Below are 15062 nucleotides of genomic sequence, written 5' to 3'. Positions count from 1 at the left end.
AGGCGCTGCAAATATAGGGGTTTTAGAATGGTTTATGCAAGCTATTCTTATCTTTTTTTTACAAAAAAATAACCCTGTAATTCTAATCGGTTTGTTGGTAGAAACTTAGCTTTGAAATATTTTTTCAGTTTCTGAATCATTTTCGAACTTTCGAGCAATATTTAACACAGCTTTAACACGAATTCATATCGATACCTACTTAATATTTTCTTATTTTTAATTGGAATAAAAACAAATAAGGAGTTGCGATTGTTATACAGAGCATATATACTTCAGTTATTATTAAAAATATGATTTTAAAAATTTAGTAATATGAAAAAATCAATACTAAAGCTTACAAGTTTATTTGTGATCTTATCATTCGTATTTGCAGGCAATGTTCTTGCAGATAATGGTAGTAAAAAATTAAACAGTGAAAAAAGTAAGGTCGAATGGCTGGGTAAGAAAGTAACCGGTGAACATTCCGGTACAATTAAAATCTCGGAAGGGCATCTTGTGTTTAAAGATGATCAGTTAGAGAAAGGAAGTTTTGTTGTAGACATGTCTACAATCGAAAATACCGATATTAAAGATGAAGGTTATCGTGCTAAATTGGTTGGTCACTTAAAATCGGATGACTTTTTTGGAGTTGAGCAACATCCAAAGTCAACATTTGAGATCGTGAAGACCAAAAAGCTGGGTAATGGAAACTACGAAGTGCATGGTAATATTACCATTAAAGGTATAACCAAACCAATTAGTTTTAATGTAAATATGCATCAGCATGGCGATGATTTACATGTAAGCGGTAAAATTGTAATTGATAGAAGTAAGTTTAATGTTCGATATGGGTCAGGAAGCTTTTTCGATAATTTAGGTGATAAAACCATCTATGATGATTTTGAACTGAGCCTCGACCTCTATCTGCAATAATAAGATAAATGAATACAAAACCGGATCTACTTAGATGCCGGTTTTTTTCTACTAAAAATAAAGCTGTTTATCACAGTAAAGCACCCGTTAATAAAGGATTGTTTTTTTGATATTGTAAATAATCGTAATTTACAAAGGTTATAACAGTAAAAACCCCCTTTTTGTATGAAGCGAAGTTTATTTGCGACATTTGTATTGATTTTATGTGTAAGTAGTGTATTTGCTAAGATTAATCCTAAAAACCTTGTCAGCACCAGCGTTTATTCATCCATTTTAAAAGAACAGCGCGAACTCCAGATCTTGTTGCCAAGCGAGTTTGGTGATACCTACTTCCGATATCCTGTAATTTATTTGTTAGATGCGGAATCTAATTTTGGCACTGGTATAGAAGTGCTTAGCTTCCTTATGGATAATCATTTTATCCCTCCACATGTTGTGGTTGGAATAACCAATACCGATCGTTTTAGGGATATGACTCCTGTTGATTCGGTTTTGAATAAAACCATTTTCCCCACTCGTGGTGGAGCCGATACTTTCTTGCAAGTATTGGAAACCGATATTTTCCCATTTGTTGCAAAGGAATATCGTGGCAGTTCACGACGCCTGGTGCTTGGGCATAACTATAGCGGCTTGTTTGTAATGCATGCCTTTTTATCAAGACCAGAGTTGTTCGACAGGTACATGTCTTTTAGCCCAACCTTATGGTGGAATAATACCGCCATGATAAACGACATGGATCGACACTTAACAGAGAACTCCAGCATTAGAAAGTATTTATTCATGAGCTTTGCGAAGGAGGCTAAAAACATGCTCGAAGCGTGCAAAGATCTAACCAAGTTGATGGAAGAGAAAGCGCCAAAGGATTTAAAGTGGAACTATGAATGGATGCCTGATGAGAATCATTATAGCTTGTATCGTAAAAGCCTGATGAGAGGAATGGAGATCATTTTTAAGGACTATAAATATCCATCGGTTGAAGATCTTGCCAAAGGAGGAATTAAGACAGCCAATAGTTATCTGCGCGATATCATGTTAAACTATGGTAGAAAAGAGAAGTTACCATACTCCCTTTTAGAGAGTGTATGTTTGCAATTAAAACAGGAGGCAAAATACCAGGAAGCCATTAAATTTTTAACATATACTTCGGTAAACTATCCCGAGAAAGCCGAGCCCTATTTTTATGCCGGAGAAATTTACGAAGTAACCGAAAAACACCAGCAGGCATTAAAGTTTTACGAGGCAGCTCATAAAAAAGACAAGGGCAGATGGGATTATGAGCAAAAGTACCTGGCCATGCAGAAACTAATCGAAGAATTAAGGAATCAAGAGCAAAATAAAGCACAATTGTAAGTTCTAAACAATAAAAAAGTTTCATTTACGTTTGACACATTAGATTGATTTTTCTTAAATTTAATAGAAAATCAATCTTTTGTTGTTCAAATAGATAGATGTAGATGAAAGGGATATTTTTTACAGAATTCTTGGAAATGACAGAAAGGGAGTATGGTTCTCCTACTGTCGAAAAGGTTATTTCATCTCTAGATGCCGGGTATCACGGAGTATTCCAGCCACTTACCGACTATTCATTCAATCATTTTTACGACCTCATTTTGCTTTTAAGTCAGGAGGTAAAATTATCACCTTCCGATATTGCTAAAAATTTTGGAGAATATCTTTTTAGCCGACTGGTGATTTTGTACCGACCGCAATTCGCCGGAAATTCTGATATTTTCCAGTTTTTGGAACAGATAGACTATTTTATACACGTGAAGATGCAGGAAAAATTTCCTCACGATGGAATAAAAGGTTTTAAAACCGAACGACTCAACGAAAGCACATTTAAAGTAAGCTTTCAATCAAAGCAAGAACTGATTGATTTAGCCATTGGTTTATTTATGGGATGTCAGAAATTCTTTAACGAAGATTTGGTATTGTATACAGAAACAAAAACCGTAGAAGATAAAGAAACGGTTTGTTTCACCCTTAGTAAAACACGAGTTTTAGTTTGATTCCATATTGTGGAAAGTAAAAAAGTTGGTTTGTCCAGCTTTTATTGTAACCCGTATGTTTTGATTTTGTACGGCTCCATTTGGAGATTGAACCTGCAGGGTAAGATTATTTTCTCCCTCCTTTAAACTGATTCTCCTATAGTGAATGCTATGAGGCAATGTCTGCCAGTTTCTGGTATCTGCTTTTTCGGTAACCGCATTTAGAATTCCCACGAAAAGGCCAATGGTATCGTCTTTACTACGTGCATAATTCTCTAAGGCCTTTTTTGTAGCCAGGCGAAGTAAAGAATTTGCCATTTCTCTTAACATTCTGTCGCGAAGTGTTTTAAATGCAATGGCATTGATATCTTCGGCTTTGTCAAGCTGATAAGAAAGCGAATCGTTTACCAAAATTGAGGCATCGGTAAATACAGGAATTCTTTCGGCATATTTTGGGAAAGCAACTCTAACAAATTCTAAATCGTTTAGTGAACTGCGAGTGTTTCGATCCATATTGCCCACGTAAAACGGAAAGGTAATATCTTCACCTTCATTTACCATAGTCAGGTATCCATCGCGACCATTCAGGGCACTAAAGTTGATGCTCCATTCGTCTTTTACAGGTCCTAAACCTGTTAGCCAAATAAAGACCAGATCACCATTGTTTTGATCTGATTTTGCGAAGTCGAAACCAAATTTATCCTTGTAAAATTCGTATTCCTGATTTAATCCTGTCTGATAGGCAGTTCTTAAAAGATCTTCTTTAAGTTGAAGTGGTGCAGGAGTACCAAAATTTTTCGTGTAGTTCTCTTCATATATCTTTAATGCATTACGGTAGGCAATAAATGCATTGTTGTAATCTTTCGATGAATCGTATATCAAACCCATTAGAACGTGCGCAAAGGCATCGTCGCTGTATCGGTTTTTATAATTCTTCGGATATTTATCGTTTAAGGCATACAGCTTTTCGTTTACTCTTCTACATTCTACCAATGCCGATTCAGTATCACCCATTTCTATGTAGCTTAATGCTTTGTAGAAATTAAGCATCACGTTCTCAAAATCCTCAGGAACGTAAGGTTTAGTGGCAGGATTGGTGAGTAGCGCCAAAGCTTCATTTGCAATGTTCTTTCGCTGATCTTCGATAAATAAATCAGCTTCGTTAAAATATGCAGTAGCTCTTTGGTAATCTTGCTGCATCCACGCAAGTGTACCTTTATTAAGAAGGTAAAGCGAACGGTTTTTATTTCGTTTATTCTTTGCATCCTGATCGAGGGCACGCTCCGCATTGGCAATATCTCCATTTTGGAAATGTTGGTTAAATGCTTCGTTTTGCGCATAATAGGTGGCACAGCTCGAAAGTAAAATACTCGAAATAAAAACAAGCAGAAAAATTGCCTTATTTGTAAAAAGCTTATTCATTGCAATAGGAGAGGAAAGAAGGGAAGAACAGTGCTTCCCTTATGTAAGTTTATCGATTAACGTATTTCTTGATTTTTTTGTCTCCAATCCAAACCAATTCGTTGGTTTCAAGATTTGTTAACTCCAGGTTCAATTGATAGTAGCGTACCTTTTCTTTTTTGTAGCTATCGATAATCGAAGTAATGTCACCTTGAAGGATGAAATCAGCTCCTAATTCGCGACCCCATTTCTTGATGGTTTCTTTTGAAGCGAAATCCTGCTGATCAGCTCTTTCCTGGCGTAGTTCTTCTCGTTTCGCACCAGCCTGAACCAATCGAACACGACCATCATTCAAGATTGCTTTTTCGATGTCTTTGATATAAGTATCTGAATCGATGTGCTCAGAACTTTTATTGGTAATTAAACCAACAGTAACCACTGGTTTTTTATTAAACTCTTGTCGATAATCTTCAATCCATCCCTGGTTTAAAACCTGGTCGATTAAAGCTTCGGCGGCCAATCTGGAATCTGTATCATTCCAACGTCCGCTTAAATCAATTTGCTGATCTGGAGATACTCTTGTTATCTGTCTTGAACATGATGCAAGACTGATTACAGCAAGAGCAATAACAAATAGGCGAAATGAATATTTCATATAACTAATCATTTTTTGTTTGTAAAATCAATTTTGTGATATTTAAATAACCTCTTAACGGTTTACAATTTTTATGCCATAACGGTAAAATCTTCTCTCAACGCATTCAATTTTTTATAGTGCGATTCGCTCACCGGAATCAAAGGAAGACGCAAGTGATTCGAAATGATGCCTTTTTGGTGAAGAATTGCTTTTACGCCAGCAGGATTACCTTCGGTAAAAATTCCTTTTATCAGTTCAAACAATCTGTAATGAGTATCCAGAGCTGGCTTGTTTTCTCCTTTTATTGCTTGCATCACCATGCAGCTAAATTCTTTTGGAAAAGCGTTACCAATTACCGAAATCACTCCCGATGCACCCAATTGAATCATTGGGTAGGTAATGGCATCATCACCCGAAATTACAAGAAAATCTTCTGGTTTATCTTTGATAATTTGCATGATTTGTTCCAGGTTTCCTGAAGCTTCCTTTACTGCTATGACCTTCTGCAATTCCCGTGCAATTCTTAATGTTGTTTCAGCATTAATGTTAACGCTTGTTCTGCCTGGTACATTGTAAATGATTACTGGTACCGGACTGCTCTCGGCTATCAATTTATAGTGTTGAAACAAACCTTCCTGACTTGGCTTGTTATAGTATGGTGCTACCGATAGAATTGCATCGATTTTGTCGAAATTCTGATAATTTTCGATTTGTTGTACAATCTCATGCGTATTGTTTCCACCAAAGCCTACAACAATTGGAACTCTGCTATTATTGGTTTCAATCACACAATCAATCACAGCATTTTTTTCTTCCTTGTTTAAAGTAGCAGCTTCGCCTGTAGTTCCCAATACAACAAGGTAGTTTACACCATTGCTAATCTGGAAGTTTACAAGATTTTTAAGCGAATCGAAATCTACCTCACCATTATCAAGAAATGGTGTAATAATGGCAATCCCTGTTCCGATGAATTTATTTGTAGTCATGTTAGTGTTTTTTTATTAGTGATAGGTAGTTTAAGCTTTCTTTTATAAGATGATCAACCGATTTATTTTTCCCCTGATCAATCATCAGGTCTAATCGGTCGCTTTGTTCCGATACAGCTCCCACTTTACAGGCAGCATTCGATAGCTCAGCCAAATACCTGAACGATATGTGATCCGAATCGGAAAGAATAAACAGCAAATCAAACCTCTTGTTCATAAAATCCTTAATCTCATCTGCCAATGGTTCACCTGTCCATTTCACATCCTTATTGGTATAGAAAATGATTTTTTGTGCTACACCAAAATCAGGAAGCTCATTTGCATTAATCCATCCAATCGTCTGAACCTTGTATCCCTTTTTTGACAAGTCTTCCGAGAATTTCTTTACAATAGGGTAATTTTTATCATCTAGAGTATCGAATAAAATTCCAATGTTTTTTGCACTATCGAGGTTATGAAACTCCTTTTTTCTTGGATTTTTATTCAGTTTACCCTTTATAATACGATCAGAGAGTTTTTGCTTAATGTTCTGGATGAGACTCATTGTAAGAATAATAGTTTAATTATCGACCCAATGTCGAGAGGCTTTAGATTAGCATAAATTGAAAATTACAAGTTATGAAAAATTTTAGAGCCTCATTTCTTTTTAAGATTATTTATATTTTTTTGGAGATTGATAACCACCATGGTATAGTTTACCAGGTTTAATCTTAATCTGGCTCGCCAATTCTTCCATGCTGTTTGCATTCATTGTAGTGCATGCTTTAACAGCGATTTTAGCACAAGCCAGAGTATCTTCCAATGCATCGTGATGTTTCAGAGGAATATCAAAAAGATGAGCCAGGGTATTTAATTTATGATTGGGCATATTGGGCCACAAATTTCGACTGATCTGAACCGTACACATGTAATCAAAATCGGGATTGGAAAGGCCATAAGTCTGCAAACAAGCACGTAGAACGCCAATATCGAAACTGGCATTATGGGCAATTACCATATTTCCGTGCAAGTAATCTTCCACTTCTTCCCAAATGTAATTAAAGCTTGGCTGATCGGCTACATCTTCTTCCGTAATGCCATGAATGCTAATGTTTATCGGATGGAAATACATTTCGGGCGGAGAAATTAACCACTCTTTGCTCTCCACAATGATTCCATCTTCAACACGCACCAATCCAAGTGAACATGCCGAGTTTCTTTTCCCGTTTGCGGTCTCAAAATCTATTGCCGTAAAATTCATAAGTACAGGTAAATGCTTATCCGTTTATTTTATCAAGAAATTCATCTTCAGAAATCATTGGAATACCAAGTTTTTCAACCTTTGCAAGTTTACTTGGTCCGATTTTTTCTCCTGCCAGCAAGAAACTGGTCTTCTTCGAAATCGATCCCACGTTTTTGCCACCATGCAATTCAATCATCTCTTTCAGTTCATCTCTGGAGTGTTTCTCAAAACTTCCTGATATAACAATCGATAATCCTTCCAGTTTATTGCTTCCCGCCGGTGATTCTGATACTTCTTTTTCAAGCTGAACACCATAATCTTTGAGTTTCATTACCAACTCCTGGTGATGCGATTCAGAGAAATATTCTACAATACTTTCAGCTATTTTACTTCCAATTTCATCAACTTCTACCAGTTGTTCGATACTCGAATTCGCCAATGAATCGATAGATGGAATGGCTTTTGCCAGTTTTTTTGCAACTGTGGCTCCCACATATCTAATTCCCAGGGCATAAAGAACTCTTTCGTAAGGAACCTGCAAGGAATCCTGAATACTATTCAATATTCTCTCTGCCGATTTATCACCCATTCTTTCAAGAGGCACAATGTCTTCCTTTTTAAGTAGGTATAAATCAGAGATATCATGAATTAAATTTTCTTTAAAAAGCAGATCGATGGTTTCTTCTCCCAAGCCATCAATATTCATCGCTCTTCGGCTAATAAAGTGTTCAATTTTTCCCTTTATCTGGGGAGGACAACTTCTGTCGTTCGGACAGTAATGATTGGCTTCACCTTCCTTACGGACTAATTGCGTTCCGCATTCCGGACAATTCTCGATAAATTCGACCTTTTCAGCATTTCCACCTCTTAATTTGGTGTCAATTCCAACAATTTTAGGAATAATTTCACCTCCTTTTTCAACATAAACGGTATCATGTTCATGCAGGTCTAAATTTTCAATAATATCAGCATTATGAAGAGATGCTCTCTTTACCGTTGTACCTGCCAATAAAACCGGTTCCAGATTCGCAACCGGGGTTATCGATCCCGTACGGCCAACCTGGTAGCTTACTTCATTTAATTTAGTGGCAACCCTCTCTGCTTTGTATTTGTATGATATTGCCCAACGAGGCGATTTGGCCGTAAAGCCAAGCTCTTCCTGCTGATCAATCGAGTTTACCTTTATTACGATACCATCGATAGGTACAGGTAAGGATTCTCTTTTTTCATCCCAGGATTGAATAAAATCAATTACTTCATCAATGTTTTTGCAAAGAGCCGTATTCGAAGGAACTTTAAATCCCCATTTTTTAGCCGTTTGCAAATTCTCGAAGTGATTTCTTCCCGGAATATTTGCACCCAATAAATAGTACAGGTAGCAATCAAGTTTTCTTTTGGCAACTATGGCCGAATTCTGCATTTTTAGAGTACCCGAAGCTGCATTTCTCGGATTGGCAAAAGGAGCTTCCCCAACTTCTTCACGTTCTTTATTCAGCTCTTCAAACACTGCAAATGGCATTAGAATTTCTCCTCTAATCTCAAACTCTTCAGGATATTCATTGCCCGCTAATTGCAAAGGTACCGATCGTATGGTTTTTACATTGGCTGTTACATCATCTCCTTGCACACCATCTCCACGTGTTACTGCCTGAACCAGCTTGCCATTTTTATAGGTCAGCGAAATGGATGTACCATCGTATTTCAGTTCGCATACATATTCAATTTCACCATCAATCAGCTTGCGAATCCGGGTTTCAAAATCACGAATTTCATCCTCCGAATAGGTGTTTCCCAACGAAAGCATTGGGTATTTATGCTCCACCTGGTTAAACTCAAGGTTGATATCGCTTCCTACACGCTGAGTGGGTGAATTGGGATCATCAAATTCCGGATGCTTCTTTTCAAGCTCAATTAACTCATTCAATAACATGTCGAAATCGTAATCCGAAATGCTAGGTTGAGATAAAACGTAATAGTTATGATTGTGTGTATGCAATTGCTCGCGTAAGTCTTCGATACGAAGTTTTGCCTCTTGTTGATTCATGATAAAAATGTAACCAGTTTGTGAATAGATCCGAAGATTGAACCCTCTTCGTGAATTGTAAAAATAGTAAACCTTCGCCTGATTTTAACATGCTTTTATAAGGAATCTTTAGCATTCTTAATTAATAGATTGAAGTACAGAGCCGAAGTGCTTTGCTTTTATCAGACAGTGAATCCTGTTTGCAGAGGTCATTTACCGATTGTAGTGTTCCGTTAACCGATTTACAATTATTTTAGCAATGAAAATGCAATACATTAGTGTTACAATAAATTATTAGATGTTGAACCTAATTGAAATGATATGGATGAGCACAGGAGAAATAAAAGTTTGTTTTTGGGGATATTATTAATAACGGTTGGCCTGGTTGTGATGCTGGAGCGAATCGATTTTTATCCTGATTTTATATGGTCTTGGCTATATCGATGGGAATCCTTAGTAATATTTATTGGCTTATTACTTATTCTTGTGAGAGGAAAATTCTTTGGAGGCATTGCAGCCATCATGGTAGGTGCATACTTTTTAATGGATGAAATGTTCTTTCTACCATACAATTGGGAAGTATGGTTTTTACCAGCTGCACTGATATTAGGTGGAGTAGCTTTTATTTTTCAGCCTGTTTCGAAGAATTGTAAAAAATAAAATATAAATTAATCGTATAAATAGATAAATTATGAGACATCATCATCATCACAAAGATCACGAATCGAAGCAAAACAACAGGGTAATATTTGGGGTTTTCTTAATCTTGTTTGGTTGTTTATTGGTATTAAAAAACCTTGATATTTTTCCTTATTACATGAAGGATATTATCTTCTCTTGGCCGGCATTGCTGCTTGGGTTAGGTGCATTATTCTATGTAGGTAAAAAAGACAAAACCACGGGTGTTATCCTAATGGGTGTTGGAGGATTATTCTTACTACCTATTATTTTCGATTGGGGATTCCATTGGAAAGGTCTGTTCTGGCCGGTAATTCTAATCGTAGTGGGTATTTTCATTATCCGTAAGAGAAATGAATGTGTGCCTGGAGGAAGCACAACAGAAAATATAGGATCGGGCTATATCGACGAACTAAATATTTTTGGTGGAGGAGAAAAAATGATCAATACCAAAAACTTTAAAGGAGGGAAAGTAACCTGTGTTTTTGGAGGATCAGAAATTAACCTTACCAATGCCGATTTGGCCGAAGGAACGAATGTAATCGATGTATTTGCCATGTTCGGAGGTTGCGTGCTGATTGTGCCTTCCGACTGGGATGTGAAAGTAGAAGTTTCGGCTGTATTGGGAGGTGTTTCGGATAAACGCATGCCAACAACCAATTATGTGGTTGAACCGAAAAAAGAGTTAATTATCAAAGGATTTGTTGCCCTTGGTGGTTGCGAAATCAAATCGTATAAATAATACCAATGAGACATCCTTTACTGCGAAACCATTATGGAATTCCAATTTACATTGGCTCCTGGATACTTTTTGTTCTCCTTCTGTTTTTTATCGGTTGGTATTTCGATGGAAATGATTGGTATTCGTCATTTGTAAACTCCATTAGCTTTTCATTGCCATTGCTTGTTTTGGGAGCATGTATTTGGTATGTGGTGAGTTATGTGAGTATGGATGAGTCGGGAATTCTGGGCTTTCTTCTTCATCATTTAACGGCGGCAGCCGTTGTGGTTGGAGTTTGGGTGTCGGTAGGCTATCAAATTAGAGTCGGTTTATTTGGCGAAGATCCGGAAGGAATCAACTATTTTATTCCGATACACTGGCAAATATTCTTTGCTTTCTGTGTCTACGATTATATCATATTAATCTATTACCTGATTATTTATTACAGAAACTTTAAAGACAAGGCAGTAATGGAATCGGAGCTAAAAAACCTGGTAAAGGAAGCTGAGTTGAATGCCTTAAAATCTCAGATCAATCCACATTTTTTATTCAATAGCCTCAATTCTGTTAGTTCACTAACCATGTCGAGACCAGAGCAATCGAGAGAAATGGTTGTAAAGTTATCCACTTTTCTAAGGTATTCACTCGGTCAGGATTTAAAGGAGCTTAACAGTTTAGCAAACGAATTGAATAACATTCGCTTGTATTTGGATATTGAGAAGGTAAGGTTTGGAGACAGGCTGCTTCTAAACTTTAAGTCAACAACCGATTGTGAAGAGCTAAAAATCCCCAACCTGATTTTGCAGCCAATTTATGAAAATGCCATTAAATATGGTGTGCACGAAAGCCTCGAACCGGTAAGTATTGATACCAATTGTGAAATGATTGATGATGTGCTCAAAATCACAATTAGTAACAATTTTGACCCGGAAGCCATTCCACCGCGAGGAAATGGCATTGGCTTAAAAAACATTCAGGAGAGATTGGGTTTGATTTATGGAAGAACTGATTTGCTCAAAATCGTAAAAACAGAAAGCCAGTTTACAGTTAATTTAGAATTCCCACAAGTTAAATAGTCATGATAAAAGCAATTATAATAGATGATGAATCACTAGCGCGAGAGCTTGTTGCTTCATATTTGGAAACAGAAGAAGAAATCACAGTAATTGGCGAGTATTCAAATGGTTTCGAAGGTTTAAAAGCCATCAATGAGTTGAATCCTGACCTGGTTTTTTTAGATGTGCAAATGCCTAAACTGACAGGTTTTGAGTTGCTTGAATTGCTCGACAAACCATGTAATATTGTTTTTACAACAGCTTATAACGAGTACGCAATAAAAGCCTTCGAACACAATGCCATCGATTATTTGCTCAAACCATTTTCAAAAGATCGATTCTCATCGGCACTGGCAAAAGCAAAAGAGAGAATAGCCAATACTACAGAAAATCTTGATCAGATAGAGAAGATAAAATCTCATAACGATGATTCTGATGAACTACTAAATAGAGTGGTGGTAAAATCGAGAAATAAAATCGATGTTATTGCAGTAAATAAGATCAAATATTTCGAAGCACAGGATGATTATGTAATGATTTACACAAATGACGGGCACTATTTAAAGCAGAAAACCATGAAGTTTTTTGAGACTCATCTTAGTGCAAATGAATTCTGCAGAATTCATCGTTCTTACCTGGTTCGAATCGATCAGATTTCACAACTCCAGCCCTATGAAAAAGACAGCTGGGTTGTCATTTTAAAATCAGGCGAAAGCCTAAAAGTAAGTAGAAATGGATTTAAGCTCCTCAAAAAGCAATTGGAAATTTAGGAAGATTAAAAAGCGAAAATAAAAGAAGGCTGTTACCTTTAGGTAGCGGCTTTTTTTATGGAATTTGATGTTCGGAGCATCAAAAGATAGGAGTATATGATTCTCTAAAATATAAGTGAAACAACAAAAAATGTAGATAGACTGCCTTTTTTTTTGTATTAAAACATCAATATAATGATCAATCTTGATGTTTGTTTCACCATAATCTTATATATTTGTTCTGCCCAACTACAATCTAAACTAATCTATAACTACAATGAGCCTAAAATTTACTTATGGTAAAATTACATTTCTTTTGATTTGTTTTTTTACTTCTTCTCTCGCCATCGCGAATAACCAACAATTAAAAAGCGAGAGTTCTGAGATAAAGGGAAAAGTTTTTGAAGGTAAATTCAATAAACCACTTGAATTTGCAACTGTTTCTATTTATTCATTAAAAGATTCTGTTCTTGTTAAAGGAACAATAACTAATAAAAAGGGGGAGTTTTCAATAAAAAGACTTAATCCGAATGATTACTTTTTAAAAGTGGAGCATTTGGGATTTCTGTCATATTATAGCAAAGAATTTACACTTAGCGATAGTGAAAAAAAAGTCCTTCCCACTTCTATCAACCTAAAGCTTGATACCAAATCTATATCGGAAGTTACCGTAGAAGCCAATCGTGAATTTTCGCGTGTTGAACTTGGTAAAACCGTATACAATGTATCCAAATCGCCGGTTGCCGATGGTGGAACCATTAACGAAGTGTTGAACACAATTCCAAAAGTGAGTGTAAATGCTGATGGTGAAATTCAGTTTAGAAGAAGTTCGAACGTGAAGATCCTGATTGATGGTAAAATGACAGGATTGCTGGGTGTAGATCCTTCTGAAGTTTTAAATAGTATGCCGGCAAGCGATGTTGATCGTGTAGAGGTGATTAGCACCACTTCGGCCAGGTATGACGCAACTGGAGCAGGTGGAATCATTAACATTATCATGAAAAAGAACAGAGCCAAAGGCTTTAGTGGTAATGTGGGTGCATCGGTAGGAACCAATGATAAAAAATCGGGTAATTTATCAGCAAACCTAAGAACAGGAAGTGTAAACTTTTTTGGTTCTTATAACTATAAGGATGATTGGGCTGGTAGAGATTACAATGTCGATAGAACGATTTATACCAACAATTCTCACCTATTGGAAAATGCAGATGTCGATTTTGGAAACAGGTATCACATTGGCAAATTAGGAATGGATTTTCTGATCGATCAAAACAATACATTTACCGTTTCGGCATCTTACAGAGATATTCTTCAGAATTGGAATGGAACATACGACTACACGCGCAGGAATTTATTGAGCAGTGCAATGCCTACAATGGATTTTAGAACCAGTGCCGTTGATATGGCTTTGGAATCGTGGATTTACAAAGCTTCTTACATTCATAAATTTGCGAAGAAGGGAGAAACTCTTTCGGTAGATTTTGCTTATACCGATAATGCATCAGATAATGAAGGAAAATATTTTGAATATCAGGACAACTGGAATAATCTGACAGATGCATATGGAGATTTTTATAAGCTCGACCGAAAGGAATCTGTAGCACAAGTTGATTATGTGCTACCAGTTGGTAAGAAAGGGAAATTCGAAACGGGATACATGTATCGTAACAATGAAATTGATTACGAGGATCAATTCGATTTATCGACTGCATTTAATTATGAAGAAAACATTCATGGTTTATATGCGATGTATTCTGGTGGTGCCGGTAAATTTGGTTATGAATTGGGACTTCGTGCAGAATATTCCGATATCAAAACCAATTTAAATTACGAAGACGATTATTTTGACCTTTTCCCAAGTGTACATTTATCTTATCAGATTTCTGATAAAAAACAGTTTCAGTTGGCATACAGTAGAATGATCTATCGTCCGAATTCAAAAATGTTAAACCCATTTCAAAACCTTCGTGATCCGGAAAATCAGAAGCGTGGAACGCAGGATATTAGTGCATACTACAACCACAATGTGGAGATGTCGATGTCTTTCGATCGCAAAAAGGCCAGCTACAAGACTACTCTGTATGTGAACTACTTTAAGGATCTAATCAACCAATACCGATTTATTGAAGAGGGAACTAATAGATCCATTGTAAAATATGGAAATTACGATTCTAAGTTCTTTTCATCATTAGAATTTGAAGCATCGACCAAATTGAATAAATGGTGGAGTTTGAGTGGATATGTTGCCGGAATTTATGAAGAGTTTAAACCAAGTAGTGAGTTTAATTTTGACTCTCGAGATATGTGGGAAGTTGAAGGAAAAATTACTTCCATTATGAACTTCAAAAAGTGGTTTAAATTTCAGGCAAGTTTCCGTTATCAATCCGAAATATTGGTGCCGCAGGGTAAATATCAGAACCTGTACTATGTAGATTTGGGCATGAGCAGAAGAGTGTTAAAAGGCAAGGGAAGTATTTCATTTACTGCAAATGACATCTTTAATACTTTCAGGTTTAAGATTCATACTGCAGACCCTACCTTCTACAATAAGGTAATTCAGTATAGAGAAACCCAGGTAGCCAAATTAAGTTTCCGATACTATTTAGGAAAGAGATATGGCATTATGAGAGCCAAGCCTAAAAAATCGGGCATGCGTCATTACGAAAACGATATTTAATCATATAAAAAAA

General features: G+C 36.4%; 14 protein-coding genes. 8 read left to right on the top strand and 6 right to left on the bottom strand.

The window, feature by feature from the left end:
- The first annotated feature begins 312 nt into the window (after positions 1-312).
- From ELS83_RS02445 to ELS83_RS02435, 3 genes are all read left to right on the top strand, one after another.
- Complete coding sequence (locus ELS83_RS02445) at positions 313-912, top strand: YceI family protein (RefSeq protein ID WP_171593924.1); 600 nt, start codon at positions 313-315, stop codon at positions 910-912.
- Positions 913-1077: 165 nt separating this feature from the next.
- Entirely contained in the window at positions 1078-2262 is a 1185-nt protein-coding gene (locus ELS83_RS02440) for an alpha/beta hydrolase (RefSeq protein ID WP_171593923.1), read from the top strand.
- Between the two features lie 104 nt (positions 2263-2366).
- A complete protein-coding gene (locus ELS83_RS02435; RefSeq protein ID WP_171593922.1) occupies positions 2367-2921 on the top strand; it encodes a heme NO-binding domain-containing protein in 555 nt (184 codons plus the stop codon).
- Here ELS83_RS02435 and ELS83_RS02430 read toward each other — a convergent pair.
- The 6 genes from ELS83_RS02430 to ligA form a co-directional block, all read right to left on the bottom strand.
- The gene (locus ELS83_RS02430) at positions 2913-4322 is read right to left on the bottom strand and encodes a COG3014 family protein (RefSeq protein ID WP_171593921.1); all 1410 of its coding nucleotides are present in this window, start codon (positions 4320-4322) and stop codon (positions 2913-2915) included. The genes ELS83_RS02435 and ELS83_RS02430 overlap by 9 nt on opposite strands.
- A 49-nt stretch (positions 4323-4371) precedes the next feature.
- Positions 4372-4956 carry a penicillin-binding protein activator LpoB gene (gene lpoB, locus ELS83_RS02425; RefSeq protein WP_171593920.1) on the bottom strand — a complete coding sequence of 195 codons (585 nt, stop codon included), beginning with the start codon at positions 4954-4956 and terminating at the stop codon, positions 4372-4374.
- Positions 4957-5027: 71 nt separating this feature from the next.
- Positions 5028-5924: a 4-hydroxy-tetrahydrodipicolinate synthase gene (dapA, locus tag ELS83_RS02420; RefSeq protein WP_171593919.1), complete on the bottom strand. Its 897-nt coding sequence runs from the start codon at positions 5922-5924 to the stop codon at positions 5028-5030.
- A gap of 1 nt (position 5925) precedes the next feature.
- Positions 5926-6468 carry a DUF6913 domain-containing protein gene (locus tag ELS83_RS02415; protein WP_171593918.1) on the bottom strand — a complete coding sequence of 181 codons (543 nt, stop codon included), beginning with the start codon at positions 6466-6468 and terminating at the stop codon, positions 5926-5928.
- A 108-nt stretch (positions 6469-6576) separates the two neighbouring features.
- On the bottom strand, positions 6577-7164 hold the full coding sequence (locus ELS83_RS02410; RefSeq protein ID WP_171593917.1) for an exonuclease domain-containing protein: 588 nt from the start codon (positions 7162-7164) through the stop codon (positions 6577-6579).
- A gap of 16 nt (positions 7165-7180) precedes the next feature.
- On the bottom strand, positions 7181-9190 hold the full coding sequence (gene ligA, locus ELS83_RS02405; RefSeq protein ID WP_171593916.1) for an NAD-dependent DNA ligase LigA: 2010 nt from the start codon (positions 9188-9190) through the stop codon (positions 7181-7183).
- Between the two features lie 300 nt (positions 9191-9490).
- Between ligA and ELS83_RS02400 the strand changes: the two genes are divergently transcribed.
- From ELS83_RS02400 to ELS83_RS02380, 5 genes are all read left to right on the top strand, one after another.
- Positions 9491-9829 (top strand): LiaF transmembrane domain-containing protein, encoded by a 339-nt coding sequence (locus tag ELS83_RS02400; RefSeq protein WP_171593915.1) that lies wholly within the window; start codon positions 9491-9493, stop codon positions 9827-9829.
- Between the two features lie 31 nt (positions 9830-9860).
- Positions 9861-10589 (top strand): LiaF transmembrane domain-containing protein, encoded by a 729-nt coding sequence (locus ELS83_RS02395; RefSeq protein ID WP_171593914.1) that lies wholly within the window; start codon positions 9861-9863, stop codon positions 10587-10589.
- A 5-nt stretch (positions 10590-10594) separates the two neighbouring features.
- The gene (locus ELS83_RS02390; RefSeq protein ID WP_171593913.1) at positions 10595-11644 is read left to right on the top strand and encodes a sensor histidine kinase; all 1050 of its coding nucleotides are present in this window, start codon (positions 10595-10597) and stop codon (positions 11642-11644) included.
- Between the two features lie 2 nt (positions 11645-11646).
- Positions 11647-12393, top strand: a complete 747-nt coding sequence (locus ELS83_RS02385; RefSeq protein WP_171593912.1) for a LytR/AlgR family response regulator transcription factor — start codon at positions 11647-11649, stop codon at positions 12391-12393.
- A 256-nt stretch (positions 12394-12649) separates the two neighbouring features.
- Entirely contained in the window at positions 12650-15049 is a 2400-nt protein-coding gene (locus ELS83_RS02380; RefSeq protein ID WP_171593911.1) for a TonB-dependent receptor, read from the top strand.
- Positions 15050-15062: the final 13 nt, after the last annotated feature.

The sequence above is a fragment of the Marinifilum caeruleilacunae genome (genome assembly GCF_013141825.1).
In the GTDB taxonomy this organism is placed as follows: domain Bacteria; phylum Bacteroidota; class Bacteroidia; order Bacteroidales; family Marinifilaceae; genus Marinifilum; species Marinifilum caeruleilacunae.
Note: the sequence above shows the minus strand (reverse complement) of the source record. Positions and strands in the feature narration are given on the sequence as shown.